Below are 16,495 nucleotides of genomic sequence, written 5' to 3'. Positions count from 1 at the left end.
GTACCGACGCTGGAAACGAATAAAGCTCGCGCTCTTTGCCGCGGACTACTCGGCGTCGCCGTCGGGGAACTGGACGTGCCGCTCCATCCCGTCTTCGGCGACGAACACCTCGCCGTCGAATCGGTCGCGGGCCTCCGACCCCAATCGCCCGGTCTGACCGGCGTAGCGGGTGGAGACGTGGGTCAGTGCCAGCGTCCGGACGCCCGCCGCCTGTGCCACGTCGGCGGCCTCTTTCGCGGTGGAGTGGGCCGTCGCCCTCGCGCGCCCCTGCCGGTCCTCGGCGAAGGTGGCGTCGTGGACCAGCAGGTCCGCGCCCTCGCTGGCCTCGATGACCGACTGCGTCGGGAGCGTATCGCCGGTGTAGACGAACGTGCGGCCGGGTCGCGGCGGGCCGACGACTTCCTCCGGTTGGACGGTGCGGCCGTCGTGTTCGACGGCCTCGCCGCGGTGGAGTTTCGAGTACTTCGGTCCCGGCGGGATACCCAGTTCCGACTCGGCCTTCTCGCGGTCGAACTCGCCCTTGCGGTCGTCCTCGGCGAGGACGTAGCCGACCGACGCACAGCGATGCTCGGTGGCGATGGCGCGAATCTCGTACTCGGGTCGGTCCAGCACGGTGTCGCCCGCCGACACCTCGTTGATGCGGACCGGATAGGAGGGCGTCGTGCCGTTGGCCTCGATGAGTTGCTTGACGTTACCGCGGGTGCCCGCGGGGGTGTGAATCGCCACCGGGTCGTCGCGGTCGTTGAAGTCGAACGTCTGGAGGAGTCCCGGAATTCCCAACACGTGGTCGCCGTGGAGGTGGGTGACGAAGAGGTGGTCGACGGCGAACCCGGTGCCGTAGCGCATCATCTGTCGCTGGGTCCCCTCGCCGCAGTCGAAGAGGAGATAATCCCCCTCCCGGTTGACGAAGATACTGCTCGTGTTTCGCTGGGTCGTCGGGATGGCCCCGCTCGTCCCGAGGAACGTCACTCGCATGGTTCGTGTCGTCGGCCGCCACCGCCTAAACGCGTGTCGAAAGCGACCGACCAAAGCTCGGCTTTCGCTCGCTAACCTCGGCTTTGCGGAGAGTTGGTTCTCTCTTCGACCCTGAACTGTCGGCCCGGTTTATTTAGGCCCCTCTTGTCCCATCGCCCGCATCAAGATATGACAGGGCAGAAACTCCGTTCGCTCGTCTTGGCGGCGATTGCTGTGACAGCAGTCGTCGCTCCGGCGGGCGTTGTGATGGCACAAGAGCAGACAGGTAACCAGACAGAGACGCAGGCGGGCAACGCCCCCTCGGTCACCTTCGACGACCAGACCACGAACGGGACGACGGTGACGGTATCGAACGTCACCCTGCCCGAGGGCGGCTACGTCGTCATCCACGACGAACTCCTCGAAGACGGTGACGCACTCAACAGCGTCATCGGGACGTCGGAGTACCTCCCGCCGGGACAGTACGACAACGTCACGATTACGTTGTACGACGTGCCCGGGGCCGAGTTCGGCAACGAGACGATGACGGCCAACGACAGCGCGACGACGACGGAGACAGAGACGGCCGGTGACAGCGAGACGACGCCGGTCGACGACAGTGCGACGACGACGGAGACAGAGACAGAGACGGAGACGGAGACGGAGACGGCCGGTGACAGCGAGACGACGCCGGTCGACGACAGTGAGTCCGGCGCGCTCGCGCAGGCAACCGAGACTGAAACGGCCACGGAAACCGAGACGGCCACGGAATCCGGCGAGACGACGGAGACGACGACCGAGAGCGGCGTGGCCGACACCGAAACCGAGACGGAGACCGGCACGACCGAGACGACCACGGCGGAGGGAGTCGACACTGAGAGCGAGTCCGCGACGGCCACGCAGATGACGCTGTCCGGCGAGAACCGCACGCTCACCGCGATGCTCCACGTCGACAGCAACGACAACGAGACGTTCGACTACATCACCAGCCTCAGCATCGACGACGGTCCGTACGTCGTCGACGGGGAGGCGGTGGTCGACAGCGCGAACGTGACCGTGGAGTCGGCCGACAACGCGACTGAGTCGGGCACCGAGACGACCGAAGCGGGCACGGAGGCTGGCACCGAGGCGACTACGGAAACCGCCGAGACGACCACGGAATCGGGCGAGACCACCGAGACTGAGACGGCGTCCGCCGAGACCACCGAGACGGCGACCGAAACGGGGACGTCCGGCGAATCCTCGGGCTGAATCCCCGCGTAGTCGCACCGACGACCGCGCTGCCGCCAGCACAGCCGCGTAACCAAAGCTCACATTTCTCTCGCTAACACGGCCTTAGCCGCCGGTTGGTGATTCCTTCGCTCGTGAACTGTCTGTTCGGTTTATCGTGGTATCATCCTACTGAACGGCCGCATCGTCAATTGATTGACAGCAATTCCGAAATCACATGATACGAACCAGAACGCTCGCCGTACTACTCGCGTTAGTCGCGACAGGAGCCATCACCGCGCAGGCCGGGGCCGTCCCCGGCGTCGCGCCCCAACAGCAGGAGGGACCGACAGGACAGACAGCCGACTTCACGATAGAGTCGCTCACGGCCCCCGAGAGTGCCGCACCGGGGTCGAACGTGACCGTCGTCGCCGTGGTCAGTAACGACGGCCCGCAGGCGACCCAACCCGTCGAGTTCCGCGTCGGCGGTGCCGTCGTCGACAGGCAGTGGGTCACGCTCGACGCCGGTGAGAGCGCCGCCGTCCGCTTCTCTGCGGACACCGACGGCCTCGACGCTGGGACCTACACGCACGGCGTGTTCACGCCCTCCGACGGCGTGACCGCCGAACTCGTCCTCTCGGAGTCGTTCACCATCGAGGAGTTCGACGCGCCCGAGACGGCCGAGGCCGGTGAGACGGTCACCGTCGACGTCGAACTGGAGAACCCCAACGACTTCAACACGACCCAAGAGGTGTCCTTCTGGTTAGCCGGGTCGCCCGTCGCCACGGAGGACGTGACCATCGAGGACGAAGACACCGAGGACGTGACGTTCAACGTCTCCACCGAGGGCGTCCCGCTCGGTACGTACACGCACGGCGTGTTCACGCGCGACGACGGCCAGTTCGCCCAGATAACGGTGGTCGAACCCGGACCGACGACCGCCTCGGTTTCGATGGCGGACCAGGAATCGGACGGCACGACCGTCACCATCGACGAACTGGTCGTGCCGAGTGACGGCTACGTCACCATCCACGACGAGAGCCTGCTGGACGGCAACGTCGTCGGGAGCGTCATCGGCGTCTCGGAGTACCTCGAAGCGGGGACCTACGAGAACGTCACCGTCGAACTGTACGACGTGCCCGGCGCGGAGTTCGACGAGACCGAACTGACCGCCGACCAGACGCTCGTCGCGATGCCGCACAACGAGACGACGGGCGACGAGACGTACGACTTCGTCTCCAGCAACGGCACCGACGACGGGCCGTTCCTCGCGGACGGTCAAGCGGTGACCGACAGCGCGGCCGTCACCGTCCCCGGTGCGGCGGACAACGAGACGGCGGATACCGACACGGTGGACAACGAGACGGTGGACAACGAGACGGTGGACAACGAGACGGTGGACAACGAGACGGCAGATACCGACACGGTGGACAACGGGTCCGCTGACAACGCGACCGATGCTGGCCCGCCGACCGCCAGCGCGACGCTGGCCGACCAGACTACTGACGGGACGAGCGTCACCGTGACGAACGTCTCCGTCTCCGAAGGCGGCTACGTCACCATCCACGACGCCAGCCTGCTGGACGGCAACGTCGTCGGGAGCGTCATCGGCGTCTCCGAATACCTCGAACCGGGCGAGTACGACGAGGTGACGGTCACGCTGTTCGACGTGCCCGGCGCGGAGTTCGACGAGACCGAACTGACCGAGAACCAGACGCTCATCGCGATGCCCCACCGCGAGAACACGGGCAACGAGACGTACGACTTCGTCACCAGCGGCGGCAGTGACGACCCGCCGTACCTCACGCAGGGCGGCCCGGTGGTCGACGGCGGGAACGTCACCGTCGCCAGCGCCTGACGACCCTGTCACACGTTCACATTTTTATCCCCGGCTGTCCTACCCCACGGCATGAAGTTCGTTATCGTCGGCTACGGCCGCGTCGGGACCCGGACCGCGCGCATCCTCAAGAGCGAAGGTCACGACGTGATTATCGTCGAACGCGAACAGGCGAAGGTCGACCGGGCCGAGAAAGAGGGGTTCACCGTCGTCCACGGCGACGGGAGCGAGGAGTCGGTCCTCGAAGAAGCGGGCATCGACACCGCCGACGCCATCGGCGGCCTCACCGGGGACCTCAACACGAACTTCACGGCCTGTATGATAGCCAAAGAACACGGCTGTCGGACCGTCCTCCGCATCGACGCCGACTACCGCGAGGAGATTTACGAGAAGTACGCCGCCGACGTGGACGAGATAATCTACCCCGAGCGACTCGGCGCGGCGGGGGCGAAGACGGCGCTGTTGGGCGGTGACTTCAACGTCTTAGCGGACCTGACCGAACGCCTCTCCATCGCCAGCGTCCGCGTTCCAGAGGACTCCCCGGTCATCGGCAAGCGCGTCGTCGAAGTCGAACTGCCCGGCGACGCACACATCTACGCGCACGGTCGCGAGCACGAACCGATGACGATTCCGCTCCCGCAGACGGAAATCGCGGCGGGCGACAGCGTCGCCGTCATGGCCGAACCCGACGGGTTAGAGTCGGTTCGCTCGGCGCTCCGGGGCGCGGCCTGAGACGAGAATCGGTACGGAAAGGGGTGCGGTCCGGGCGCGCGATGGGAGAGGATGGGAATCGCTGTCAGCACGCGGACAGCGGCGGATAGATGCCAATGCGCGCCCGTATTCGGAGCGATGGGGTGACTCGATATAAAAGCCCGTCAGACAGGTGGCAGACGGCACGGCTTTTTGTCTGGTCGCCGTCGTCGGGGTATGAGCTGGGCCGACCTGTTCGAACGGGCAGAGCGCTACGAGACGACGGTCGAGACTGTCCGCGAAGCACTCCGTGACCGTCGGGCGGAGCGCGACGGTGAGGACGAGAGCGATGTCTGAAGCCTCGCCCGCCCGCGTCGTCGCCGACGCCGACGTTCTCGCGGCCGATTTGCTCTGCGGCGAGGGGCCCGCCCGCGAGGCGCTCGACCACGTCCGAGGGCACTCGTGGGTCACGCTCGTCGCCAGCGACCCGCTACTGGACGACGCCGAAGCGGTGATTCAGCGCTGTTCGACCGCCGCCCTCGCGGCCGACTGGCGCGAGCGAATCGAGCGAGAGCGCGAGGCTGTCGACCATCCGACCGGGGACCATCCGGCGCTGGCCTCGGCCTACCGCGGCGGGGCCGCCCACGTCCTCACCTACGACGATTCCCTGCGGAGCGCGGCGACGGGCCTCTCGCTCAAGCCGCACATGCAGGTGAGCGTCCGCCCGCCCGACGCGTTCGCGCGGCTGTTCGACCCGGAATCGCTGTACGAACACCTCGAAGGCGGCGCGTATCCGGGGCCGGACCGCGACCCGCGGGCCTAGTCGTCGCCGGAGGCGACGGTTAGAACGGAGTCCGAGCGGGGCCCGTTCGCGCGCTCGTCGACCTCGAACTGCCGCAACCGGTCGTGCAGGTCGTCGGTTCGCTCTGCGACCGACCGAATCTCGGTCGTCACCTCGGAGATGGTGGCGGTCTGTTCCTCGGTGGCCGCGGCGACGGACTCGGCCTCCGATTCGGTCCGTTCGCTGACGGCGGCCACCTCGTCGACGGCGTCGACGACCTCTTGGGTCGTCTCGGCCTGCTGACCGGTCGCGTCGGATATCTCTTGGATGGCGGCGTTGACCTCGCCGAGTACGTCGACGATGTCTTCGAAGTCTCGGAGCGTCGCCTCGATGGTGTCGGTGCTGTCGGCGACGCGTTCGGTGGTCGCTTCCACGTCGTCGACCGTCTCGCTGGCCGTCGCCTGTACCGCGTCGATGCGCTCGGAGACGTCCTCGGCGGCGTCGCGGGTCTCCTCGGCCAGCGATTTGACCTCGTCGGCGACGACGGCGAACCCGTCGCCCTCGGCGTCGGCCCGCGCGGCCTCGATGGAGGCGTTCAGCGCGAGCATGTTCGTCTGTTCGGCCACCTCCGTGATGAGGTCGACCACCTCGTCTATCTCGGCTATCTGGTCGACCAGTCCCGCCACGGAGTCGGCGATGCCGTCGATTCGGGTCGCCATCGTCTCCAGTTCTTCGATGGCGGCGGCCGCCTCCTCGCGCCCCTCCCGGCCCCGAGTGGCAGCGCGGTCGGCCGTGTCGGCGGCGTCGTCGGCCGTCGCCGCTATCTCCTCGACCGTCGCGGACAGCGTGTTCATGTCCTCGGCCACGGCGTCGTGGCGGGTCGACTGCTGGCTCGCTCCGGCGGAAATCTCTTGGACCGACCGGGCTATCTCGTCGCTGGCACGGTCGATTTCGGTGACGCTCTCGGTGACGCGGTCGCTGGTCTCGGCCACTTCGTCGGCGAAGGCCGTCACGTCGCCGATGGTGTCGGCGAGCGTCCGCAGGAGGTCGTTGTAGTCGTCGACGACGCACTGGAACTGGTCGTCGACGTCGTCGAACTCACGGTCGATGGTGGCGGTGAGGTCCCCGGCCTTCGCCCGTTCCGCGGCCTCGCCGAAGGTAGCCACGAGGTCCCCTAGTGCGGCCGACCGGCGTTCGAGGTCCTCGGTCATCTGCTGGAGGTCGGTCGTGTACTCCTCCATGTTGGCCGCCATCCGGTCCAGCGACTCCCCGAACGTGCCCGGCACGTCCTCGTCCAACACCGCGGCGTCGAACTCCCGTCGGGAGAGCGCGTCGGCCTGTCTGGAGACCGTCTCCAGCGAGGATTGCATCGCGTCGAACGAGGCGAGGAGGCTCGCCACCTCGTCGTCTCTGTCACTGTCCGGCACGTCGACGGCGACGTCGCCGGCGGCGATTCGGTCGGCACGCTCGGAGAGTGTCACGACCGGGTCGACGAGGTCCTCGCGGGTGATGAAGACGGTGTTGGCGAAGGCGACGACCGCACCGGTCAGCAACAGGCCGGTCAGCGCGAACTGGACGACCCCGTCCAACGCGAACGCGACGCCGGCGAGCGCCACCGAGATGCCGAACTGGATGCCGACGGCCGCGAGTACCTTCCGCTCGATGGAGCCCGCGACGCCGACGAGGTCGAGGGAGTCGCGTATCAGCGATTTGTATCGGTCGACGAACGTGTTCGACATACCAGGCCGTTCGACGGACCCACAGTTCAAGCCGTGACGCTGTTCTCGGAAAGTGAAAACCGGGTTCCGACCGTCTCAGCGGTCGCCGTTGACCACCTTCGCTATCCGACGGACGATTGGTCGGGGCGTCACCCGCCCCAACAGGTCGACGACGCGCATCGCCCGACTCGGGACGACCACCGTCTCCCCGGCCATCAGGCCGTCGTAGGCCGCTTCGGCGACGGCGGCGGGCGTGTTCGAGGTCAGCGACCCGACCGCCGAGTCGCCCATCCCGGCGCGGGACTGGAACTCCGTGTCGACGGGGCCGGGACAGAGTAAGGTCACGTCGACGCGGCCGCGCAACTCCTCGGCGATGGCTTCGGTGAAACTGTTGACGTAGGCCTTGCTCGCGTAGTAGCCCGCGAGGTTGGGGCCGGGCTGAAAGCCCGCGACGGACCCGACGTTCAACACTTTCTCGCCGCCGTCGAACTCGTCGAGGAACAGGCGCGTCAGTTCGACGGGGAGGACGACGTTCAAACGCAACTGCGTGCGCTCGGCGTCGATGGCGCTCTCTGCGAAGGGGCCGTACGTGCCGACGCCGACGTTGTTGACGAGAATCTCCACGTCGAGGTCACGCGCCCGAACCGTCTCGTGGAGGTCCTCGGCGGCGGCCGCTCGGTCTAGGTCCATCACGATGGCTGTCGCGGTCACCTCCTCGCTTTCGAGTTCCTCGGCCAGCGCTTCGAGGCGGTCCTCGCGTCGAGCGACCAGCACCACGTCGTGGTCGTGGGCGGCGAACTCGCGGGCCAGCGCTTCGCCGATACCGGCCGACGCGCCCGTAATTAGGGCTGTGCCGGGGTCGTCTCGCTCGACGGACGCCGCGCTCATCGCTCTCTGTCCCCTCCCTGCCGGTCGGGGTGCGACGGCGTCGCGTCGCTCCCCCGTCGCAACTTCCGACAGACGCCAGGGCGCCTGTCGACGGACGCCTCGCTCATCGCTCGGCGTACCACTCCGCGAACTTCGCCAGCGCCCGCCCGCGGTGGGAGACGGCGTTCTTCTGTTCGGTGGTCATCTCGGCGAACGTCTTCCCGTCGTGCTCGAAGATGGGGTCGAAGCCGAATCCGCCGTCGCCGCGCGGCGCGACGAGTTCGCCCGGGACGCGCCCCTCGAACAGTTTCACGGGCAGAGCGTCCTCGCCGCCGTGGACCTGTTCGTCGGTGGTCGCGGCCCCTCGCTCGTCCGCGTCGAGGTCCTGTCCCCGGCGCTCCTCGCGGTCGACGGGGTCCGGTGTTGCCGCGAACTCCTCGCCGTCGCAGTAGGCGATGACCGTCTTGAACGCCGCCGCGTGGTCGTCCTCGGGTTCGGTCATCCGCCAGACGCGTTCGACGCCGACGGTGTCCTCGACGTACGAGGAGTACGGGCCGGGGAAGCCGTCGAAGGCGTCGATAAAGAGGCCCGCGTCGTCGACGATGACCGGCCCGTCGGCGGCCCGGTAGGCCGACCGCGCGCCGTGGGCGGCCACCGCTCCGAGGTCGTCGGCCTGAATCTCGGGGTAGTCGAAATCGAACTGGGCCACCTCGTCGTCCAGATACTCGGTCGCCTCCCGCACCTTCCCGGGATTGGTCGTGACGAAGTTGAGCATACCGGCACAGGGCGGGCGGCGACAAAAGAGGCGTCGGTCCGTCGTGCAGGTGCTGTCCGTCTCAGTCGACGACGACTTCGACGGGTTCGTCGTCGGCCTCGTCTTCGAACTCTTCCACGTCGCCGCGGCGTTCCAGATACAGCATGACACCGGCCACGAGGAGGACGACCCACGACCGCCAGTTCGCGAGGTTCAGCGTGTAGCCGATGCCGAACGGCTTCTCGACGAGCATCCCGTCGCCGGGTTGCCAGTACGACGACATAAGCCGCTTGAGGCTGGGTCGCTCGAAGTTGTACGGCACGCCGAAGAGAGTCCCTGACTGGGGCTTGTCTGCCATACGCACCTGTACACGTGCCGACGTTAAGTCAGTTACCCACCGTGTGCTCGCCGTCTGCGCTGCACGCCGCGTGGCCCGGTCGCGCCGTCACTCGACGGCCGTCAGGTACACCGCGAGTATCGCCAGCCCGATTCCGGCCGCCTTTCGCGCCGTCAGTGACTCGTCGAGAAAGAGGATGCCGACCACGGAACTCGTCGCGATGAACATCCCGAAGATGGGGACGACGACGCTCACCGGTCCGGCCGCCAGCGCTCGGTAGTACGAGATGATGCCGACGGTCAGCGCGACGCCCGCGCCGTAGGCGTAAATCGCGTCCTCGTGCGTGAGGTACTCCGTCACCGAGAGGTCGGTTGCGAGAACGAGGCCGATAGCGGCGACGATGAGGATACCGTTGGAGATGACCAACACCACGTCGCTGGGAATCTCGGCCGTCGCCAGTTTCGCCAGCGGCGGGACGAGCGTGTACCCCAGGAGCGCGAGCAACGCCCACGCGATGTAGTTCATACGCCTGCCCACGGTCGGTACGTCCGTGTGCGTTCCGGTTACTGGTAGCGGCCGCGACCCTCGATGTCGTCGAGACTGGCGAAGACGGCCTCGGCGTGCCCGCTCTCGGCGCGGTAGGCGTCCTCGGCGGCCGCCAGCAACCGCTCGGGGTCGTCGGCGGTCCCCGCCAGCGACTGGGCGAGGACGTGGAGGTCCATCGCGTGGTCCTCGGGTTCGTCCGTGTAGTAGCCCAGGCCGAAGTCGATGAGGAACGTGCGGCCACTGGGAGCCACTCTGACGTTCCTCGTCGTCGGGTCGCCGTGGACGAATCCGGCGTCGTGGATGCGTGCGAGGTGGCGGCCCACGTCGGCGGTACGGTCGGCCGAGAGCGCGCCGCGGAGGTCCGATTCGCCGACTCGCTGGAAGACGATGCGGGATTCCTCGGGGTCGACATCCAGCACCAGCGGCGTCGGCACGCCGTGGCGCCGGGCGTCGCTCGTCAGTTTCGCTTCCTGTCGCGTGCGCTCGGTTCGGAGTCGGTCGTCGAGGGTCGGGTGGCGGTACGTGCGCGGCACGCGGTCCTTGACGACGCGGTCGGCCTCGATGGCGACCGTCGCCTCCGCGCCCTGCACCTCGGTTTCGTCTCGAACGCCGCGGTCGACGGACTCTTCGGGCCCGGCGCGCGGGCGCTTCCCGCTCGCTCTTCCGGCGGGACCCACTGGCTCCCGCCCGCGCCACGTCACCGGCACCTCGTCGGGCCGGTAGTTCGAGTCGACGGTCGATTCTTCTATCGAGGTGGTGTCGCCCGCGGCGTACATCCTCGCGCCCAGCATCGCGATCATCCCGGCGTTGTCCCGCAGGAATCGGCTCTCGGGGGCGTAAAACTCGGCCCCGCGTTGCTCGCACATCTCCGCGAGCATCCGCCGGAGGCGGTCGTTCTGCCCGACGCCGCCGCCGAGCACCAGTTCGTCCGCGCCGGTCAGCGACAGGGCTCGCTCGGCGACTTCGGTCAGCATCGCGAAGATGGTCTCTTCGAGGCCGCGACAGACGTTCTCCACGGGAACGTCGTCGTCGTACGCCTGCTTGGCCGCGGACATGATGCCCGAAAACGAGAAGTCCATTCCCTTGACGACGTAGGGAAGCGGGTGGTACTGGCCGTCTCTGGCGTGTGCTTCGACCTTCGGGCCGCCGGGGTGTTGCCACCCGACGTGGCGCGTGAACTTGTCGATGGCGTTGCCGACGCCGGTGTCCATCGTCTCGCCGAGGACGCGGTAGCGGCCGTTCCGATACCCCAAGAGGTGTGCGTTCGCGCCCGAGGCGTTCAGACACACCGGCGAGTCGAACCCGGAGCGACGGCGGCCCACTTCGAGGTGGGCGACCATGTGGTTCACCCCGACGAGTGGCACGTCGAACCGCTGGGCGACGGCGCGGGCCGCCGTCCCGACGATGCGGAGACAGGGGCCGAGGCCGGGGCCGCGGGAGAAGGCGACGGCGTCAATCGGTGCGTCTGCCGCCGGGCCGGTCCCGTCCCCCGCTTCGCTCGCCCGGTCGCGGGCGTGGTCGATGGCCGTCTCGACGACCCGCGGGATAGCCTCGCTCATGTGTTCGGCGGCCTCGCGCGGGTGGATGCCGCCGCTCTCGGGTTGGTACGGGTCGCTCTCGATGAAGACGTAGTCGTCGGCGTCGGCGTCCGTCTCGACCACGTCGGCGTCCGACACTTGCCACTGGTCGGTTTCGAACACCGCAGCGCTGGCTGCCCACGCAGTACCTTCGATACCTAAAACGCGCATGGAGTGGCCGCGGCTTACTTCCACTCGGTGTAGCCGCACTTGCCGCAGTGCTTGCGGTCGTCGTGGTCGGCCAGCACCGTGTCACCGCATCGCGGGCAGTTCTCCTTGACCAGTTCGCCGTCCTCGTAGTAGTCCGAGCGGGGCATTATGCCTCCTCACCCTCCTCGCCGTCGGCGACGATTTTGTTGCGCTCGAGCATGTGGTCTTGCTCCACGTCGCGGGCGTACTCGGGGCTGTCGTAGACTTTCGCGTAGCCCACCGTCTTCCGCATCCCGAACTTCGTGTCGAGTTTGTGGATGACGACTTCCTCGGCGTCCTTGTTGAGGGTCGCGGCCAGTGAGTCGCGCACGGAGAGGCGAGAGGGCGTGGCTTCGTCGTGGACGACCTCGAAGCGGACGTCCGTTCGGTGCAACATGGGATTCGATTCTTCCTCGATGATGTCGATATCCATGGTTCGTTGCGTCTAATTCCCCGCGAAGCGCGTAAAAGGATTTCGAAGCGGTAGACTCTCCGCCGCCCGGTCGGAGCGCGGCGGCGACCCGCCCCAAACTCCGGGCTTCACTCGGATGGCGTTATCACAGCTGATAAGAAACCGCAAGAGTGTTTTCTTGGCCACTCTAATACTGCCCATTCGAATGAGTACTGACGACAGTCCCCGACTCTCGACGGGTGTGGACGGGTTCGACAGCGTCGTCCACGGTGGGCTTCTCCCGGGACGAAGCTACCTCGTTCGCGGCGCACCGGGGACCGGCAAGACGATTTTCGGCTTGCATTTCCTGACTGCGGGCGACGACGAGGAGACACCGCTCTACGTTAACTTGGAGGAACCGACCGCGGACATCCGTGCGAACGCGGCATCGCTGGGGTTCGACCTCTCCGGCGTCGAGTTTTTAGACCTGAGTCCGACTGCGGAGTTTTTCGCCGAGGACCGCTCGTACAGCATCTTCGAGGCCGACGACGTGGAGTCCGAGTCGGTCCACGACAGCATCCGCGAACGCGTCGACTCGCTCGACCCGGACCGCGTGTTCGTCGACCCGCTGACGCAGTTTCGATATCTCGCCAGCGACGACTTCCAGTTCCGCAAGCAGGTCATCTCGTTTATGCGGTACCTCAAAGACGGCGACGCGACGGTTCTGTTCACCTCTCAACGCTCGGACGAGACGCCGGACGACGACCTGCAGTTTCTCGCCGACGGCATCGTCGAATTCGGTCGGACAGACCACGGTCGGACCGTCGCCGTCCCGAAGTTCCGTGGGTCCGACCGGCAGAGCGGGACCCACTCGATGTCGATTACGGACGATGGCATCGAGGTCTATCCGCTCTTGGAACCCGGCGACCACGCCGCCGCCTTCGACACCGAGGCGATTCCGTCGGGGGTCGGCGAACTGGACGCGCTCTTGGGCGGCGGCATCGAGCGGGGGACCATCACCGTCGTCAGCGGTCCGACCGGCGTCGGGAAGACCACCGTCGGGACGCTGTTCATGGAGGAAGCGGCCGCCCGCGGCGAGCGCTCGATTATCTACCACTTCGAGGAGTCACCGCGGACGTTCCGCCATCGCTGTGAGTCCATCGGCATTCCCGTCTCGGACCTCGAGGACGACGGTGCGCTGGAAGTCGAGTCGGTGGAGGCGCTCGACCTCTCGGCCGAGAAGTTCGCTGCGATGGTCCGCGAGCAAGTCGAAGCGCGCGGCGCGAGCGTGGTGATGCTGGACGGCATCGACGGCTACAAACTCTCGATACAGAACCGCGAGGACGAACTCGTCAGCAAACTCCACGCGCTCGGTCGCTATCTGAAGAACATGGGCGTCACCGTCATCATGGTCGACGAAATCGACACGGTCACCGGCGAGTTCCGCGCCACCGACGCGGGCATCAGCTACCTCGCGGACAACGTGCTGTTCATGCGCCACGTCGAGATGGAGAGCGAACTCCGGAAAGTGGTCGGCGTGCTGAAAAAGCGCGTCGGGGAGTTCGAACGGACGCTCCGCGAACTCGAAATCACCTCGGAGGGAATCGTGGTCGGCGACCCGCTCACGGGCGCCAGCAACGTCCTGCGCGGAACGCCGACGGTACGGGACGGCGCTGACCGTTGATGGGCGACGACGACCGGGACGCTCGCCATCCGCGCGACGCACACGCCGACGGCCCCTCCCGGCTCCAGTTGGTGTTCGACCACGAGCGGAACCGGGAACTGCTGGCCGAGTGGCTCGCCGACGGCTACGAGGTCCAGCAACGACCCCGTCCGGTCCTGGACGAGACGGTCGACCTCTGTATCGTCGACGAAGGCGCGTTCGCTCAGTACGAGGGTGCACTCCGGGAGTGGAAAGAGGCCGTCAACCCCGTGTTTGCGCCCGTCGTCCTCGTCAGCGAGGAGCGAGTCAGCGAGGCGTTCGACCCGGACAGTTGGCAGACCGTCGACGGCCTGTACATCGTCGACGACGTGGTCTCGGCCCCCGTCGAGAAGCCGGTCCTCCACCGCCGACTGGAGAACCTGCTGGGACGGCGGAGCCTCTCGAAACGGCTCGATAGTCGATACCGCCGGAGCGAGGAGCGGTTCGCGTCGCTGTTCACGACGCTTCCGGACCCGGCGTTCGTCACGGACGTCGACGGGACGCTCCGCCACGTCAACGACACGTTCCGCCGCTACTGCGTCTCGAACGGCCCGGAGGCGGTCGTCCTCGGGGAGTCCCTCCGCGAGGTGGGCTGTTTCGACGACGAGGCCATCGAGACGATTCAGGAGTACATCGCAACCGCCATCGACGGCGGTCGGCCAGACCCGGCCGAAATCGGCCTCACGACGCCCGCGGGCGAGGCGCTGACCGTCGACCTGAACGCCGGGGCCGCCGCTATCGACGGCGAACAGGTCGTGACCGTCGTCCTCCGCGACGTGACCGAACGCGTCGAGAAGGAGGCCCGCCTGCTGGAGAGCGAACAGCGCTTCCAGCAAATCGCCGAGAACATCCACGAGGTCATCTGGATGACCGACGACAGGGGCGACCTGCTGTACGTCAGCGCCGGCTACGAGGAGATAACGGGTCGATCGGCGGACACGCTCCGCGGGACCCACCTCTCGACAGCACTGGACCACGTCCACCGGGACGACCGGGAGGCGGTGCAGGACAAATTCGAGGCGCTGTTCGCGGACCTTCACGAGGGGGAATGGGCGGAGACCTACCACTTCGAGCACCGACTCGTCGACACCGACGGCGACGTTCACTGGGCTGAAATCGACGCCTATCCGCTGGTCACGCCCGACGGCACGCGAGCGCGCGTCGTCGGCCTCGTCGACGACATCTCCGAACGAAAGCGTCGGGAGAACGAACTCAAACGGCAGAACGAGCGCTTAGAGGAGTTCGCCAGCATCGTCAGCCACGACCTGCGCAATCCGCTACAGGTCATCGACGGGCACCGCTCACTCATCGAAGAGGAGGGCGTGACGGGCGACAACCTCGCCGCCATCGAGCGGTCGACCGACCGGATGCAACAACTCATCGACGACCTCCTCTCGCTGGCTCGACAGGGTGAGACGGTGTCGGATGTCGAGGCGGTGGACCTCACGACGGTCACCCAGTCCGCGTGGGCGAGCATCGACGCGCCAGCGGCGACGCTCTCCGTCGAGGACGACGTCGTCGTGCAGGCCGACGAGAACCGCCTCCGGCAACTGTTCGAGAACCTGTTTCGGAACGCGGTGGAACACGGCACGACGGGCACTCGGTCGCAGACCCACGACCCCCCGGACGCCGATTCCGGAACGGGCGACGTGACGGAGATTCCGAGCGGCGAGGGCCTCACCGTCCGCGTCGGGGCGCTCGACGGCGGTTTCTACGTCGAGGACAACGGCTCCGGCATCCCACCGGACCACCGTGAGGACGTGTTCGAGCGGGGCTACTCGACGCAGGACGACGGGACGGGGTTCGGTCTCAACATCGTCGCCGACATCGTCGGCGCACACGACTGGGACGTGACCGCGACGGCCGCCGAGGACGGCGGCGCGCGCTTCGAGATAACCGGCGTCGAGACGGCCTAACGCGCGTCCAGTTGGGCGAGCAGTCGCGAGAGGTGGATGCGCTCGTTGGCGGCGTCGGTCAACGCCATGTCCGCCTCGCCAGCCAGTCGGTGGACCTCTGCGAGACGCTGGCCGGAGTAGCGCGACCGGGCGACCGACAGCAGTTCTTCGAGCACGTCGTCGGCCCCGTAGCCCTCGTCGACGAGGAGGTCCGAGAGCGTCGACCGGGCGTCGGTGAATCGGCCCTCCTCGGCGGCGGTGAGCATGTCGGCGACGGCGTCGTCGGCTTCGAGGTCGTTCAGCACCTCGTAGGCCGTCTCCATCGTCACCTCCCCCGCTTCCTCGTAGGTGGTCTGGGCGGCGAGGACGGCCCGTCGGAGGTCGCCCTCGGCGTAGCCCGCGACGTACTCCAAGCCGTCGTCGTCGTGGGCGGCGTCCTCGGCGGTGACGATGTCACGGAGGACGCCGACCGTCTCCTCGTGGGTCGGTTCCCGCATCACGACCGGGAAGCACCGCGAGCGAATCGGCGGGATGAGCGCCGAGGGCTGGCGGGTGGCGATGACGAACTGCGTCGCCTCGTAGTACTGCTCCATGACGCGACGCAGGGCCTGCTGGAAGTCCTCGCGGATACCCTCGGCGTTGTCCAGCAGGATGGTCTTGTACGTCCCAGACACCGGCGCGTAACTGGCCGACTCCTTCAGGACGTGGTTGATGAGGTCGGCCTTCGAGGACTCGCGGCGGCGCTTGCTGTCGATGAACGACGCAAAGCGGGGGTCGTTCGCCACTTCCTTTTTCGTCATGTCGAACACGTCGGCGACGTTGAGTTCGGTGAAGTCGGCGTCCGGGTTCTCGTGGACGCGCGCGGCGAACGCGCGGACGGCGGCCGTCTTGCCCGCGCCCTTCGGCCCGTGGACCAGCAGGTTCATCGGCTCCTCGACGGCCCCCTCCAGGTGCTCGCGTGGCTTCGGCTGTGGGATATCTTCGAGTGCTGGCGCGTGCGTCTCGGTCCACAACGGCGCGTCCATCTATCGGACGGGGGTAGGCGTGG

Annotated in this window: 16 protein-coding genes; 6 read left to right on the top strand and 10 right to left on the bottom strand. The window is 67.2% G+C overall.

Going from position 1 to position 16,495, the window contains the following annotated elements:
* Positions 1 to 45: 45 nt before the first annotated feature.
* On the bottom strand, positions 46 to 975 hold the full coding sequence (rnz, locus tag NJQ44_RS00080; RefSeq protein WP_254272649.1) for a ribonuclease Z: 930 nt from the start codon (positions 973 to 975) through the stop codon (positions 46 to 48).
* A gap of 168 nt (positions 976 to 1,143) precedes the next feature.
* On the opposite strand from rnz, the gene NJQ44_RS00075 reads away from it, so the two are divergent.
* The 4 genes from NJQ44_RS00075 (at position 1,144) to NJQ44_RS00060 (ending at position 5,513) form a co-directional block, all read left to right on the top strand.
* The gene (locus NJQ44_RS00075) at positions 1,144 to 2,205 is read left to right on the top strand and encodes a DUF7282 domain-containing protein (protein ID WP_254272648.1); all 1,062 of its coding nucleotides are present in this window, start codon (positions 1,144 to 1,146) and stop codon (positions 2,203 to 2,205) included.
* 196 nt (positions 2,206 to 2,401) lie between these two features.
* A complete protein-coding gene (locus NJQ44_RS00070) occupies positions 2,402 to 4,021 on the top strand; it encodes a DUF7282 domain-containing protein (RefSeq protein ID WP_254272647.1) in 1,620 nt (539 codons plus the stop codon).
* Positions 4,022 to 4,072: 51 nt separating this feature from the next.
* Positions 4,073 to 4,732 carry a potassium channel family protein gene (locus tag NJQ44_RS00065; protein WP_254272646.1) on the top strand — a complete coding sequence of 220 codons (660 nt, stop codon included), beginning with the start codon at positions 4,073 to 4,075 and terminating at the stop codon, positions 4,730 to 4,732.
* Positions 4,733 to 5,039: 307 nt separating this feature from the next.
* Positions 5,040 to 5,513: a DUF7384 family protein gene (locus NJQ44_RS00060; protein ID WP_254272645.1), complete on the top strand. Its 474-nt coding sequence runs from the start codon at positions 5,040 to 5,042 to the stop codon at positions 5,511 to 5,513.
* On the opposite strand, the gene NJQ44_RS00055 is transcribed toward NJQ44_RS00060, so the two are convergent.
* The 8 genes from NJQ44_RS00055 to NJQ44_RS00020 all read right to left on the bottom strand — a co-directional run bounded on the left by NJQ44_RS00055 (position 5,510) and on the right by NJQ44_RS00020 (position 11,892).
* Positions 5,510 to 7,210 (bottom strand): methyl-accepting chemotaxis protein, encoded by a 1,701-nt coding sequence (locus tag NJQ44_RS00055; protein WP_254272644.1) that lies wholly within the window; start codon positions 7,208 to 7,210, stop codon positions 5,510 to 5,512. The two genes, NJQ44_RS00060 and NJQ44_RS00055, sit on opposite strands and share 4 nt — an antisense overlap.
* Before the next feature lie 75 nt (positions 7,211 to 7,285).
* Entirely contained in the window at positions 7,286 to 8,077 is a 792-nt protein-coding gene (locus tag NJQ44_RS00050) for an SDR family NAD(P)-dependent oxidoreductase (protein ID WP_254272643.1), read from the bottom strand.
* Between the two features lie 103 nt (positions 8,078 to 8,180).
* Positions 8,181 to 8,831, bottom strand: coding sequence for a non-canonical purine NTP pyrophosphatase (locus NJQ44_RS00045; protein ID WP_254272642.1), 651 nt, complete (start codon positions 8,829 to 8,831; stop codon positions 8,181 to 8,183).
* A 61-nt stretch (positions 8,832 to 8,892) separates the two neighbouring features.
* Positions 8,893 to 9,168, bottom strand: a complete 276-nt coding sequence (locus tag NJQ44_RS00040; RefSeq protein ID WP_254272641.1) for a DUF5808 domain-containing protein — start codon at positions 9,166 to 9,168, stop codon at positions 8,893 to 8,895.
* Between the two features lie 87 nt (positions 9,169 to 9,255).
* The gene (locus NJQ44_RS00035; RefSeq protein ID WP_254272640.1) at positions 9,256 to 9,672 is read right to left on the bottom strand and encodes an EamA family transporter; all 417 of its coding nucleotides are present in this window, start codon (positions 9,670 to 9,672) and stop codon (positions 9,256 to 9,258) included.
* Between the two features lie 38 nt (positions 9,673 to 9,710).
* Entirely contained in the window at positions 9,711 to 11,441 is a 1,731-nt protein-coding gene (locus tag NJQ44_RS00030; RefSeq protein WP_254272639.1) for a bifunctional N(6)-L-threonylcarbamoyladenine synthase/serine/threonine protein kinase, read from the bottom strand.
* Positions 11,442 to 11,455: 14 nt separating this feature from the next.
* Positions 11,456 to 11,587 (bottom strand): 30S ribosomal protein S27ae, encoded by a 132-nt coding sequence (locus tag NJQ44_RS00025; RefSeq protein WP_254272638.1) that lies wholly within the window; start codon positions 11,585 to 11,587, stop codon positions 11,456 to 11,458.
* Positions 11,587 to 11,892 (bottom strand): 30S ribosomal protein S24e, encoded by a 306-nt coding sequence (locus NJQ44_RS00020; RefSeq protein WP_254272637.1) that lies wholly within the window; start codon positions 11,890 to 11,892, stop codon positions 11,587 to 11,589. The genes NJQ44_RS00025 and NJQ44_RS00020 overlap by 1 nt, the downstream gene beginning before the upstream one ends.
* Positions 11,893 to 12,076: 184 nt before the next feature.
* On the opposite strand from NJQ44_RS00020, the gene NJQ44_RS00015 reads away from it, so the two are divergent.
* Positions 12,077 to 13,534, top strand: a complete 1,458-nt coding sequence (locus NJQ44_RS00015; protein ID WP_254272636.1) for an ATPase domain-containing protein — start codon at positions 12,077 to 12,079, stop codon at positions 13,532 to 13,534.
* Positions 13,534 to 15,468 carry a PAS domain S-box protein gene (locus NJQ44_RS00010; RefSeq protein WP_254272635.1) on the top strand — a complete coding sequence of 645 codons (1,935 nt, stop codon included), beginning with the start codon at positions 13,534 to 13,536 and terminating at the stop codon, positions 15,466 to 15,468. The genes NJQ44_RS00015 and NJQ44_RS00010 overlap by 1 nt, the downstream gene beginning before the upstream one ends.
* Here NJQ44_RS00010 and NJQ44_RS00005 read toward each other — a convergent pair.
* Complete coding sequence (locus tag NJQ44_RS00005) at positions 15,465 to 16,472, bottom strand: AAA family ATPase (protein ID WP_254272634.1); 1,008 nt, start codon at positions 16,470 to 16,472, stop codon at positions 15,465 to 15,467. The two genes, NJQ44_RS00010 and NJQ44_RS00005, sit on opposite strands and share 4 nt — an antisense overlap.
* Positions 16,473 to 16,495 lie beyond the last annotated feature (23 nt).

Origin of the sequence: Haloarcula marina (assembly GCF_024218775.1) — an archaeon.
In the GTDB taxonomy this organism is placed as follows: domain Archaea; phylum Halobacteriota; class Halobacteria; order Halobacteriales; family Haloarculaceae; genus Haloarcula; species Haloarcula marina.
This window is presented reverse-complemented; position numbering and strand designations above follow the sequence as displayed.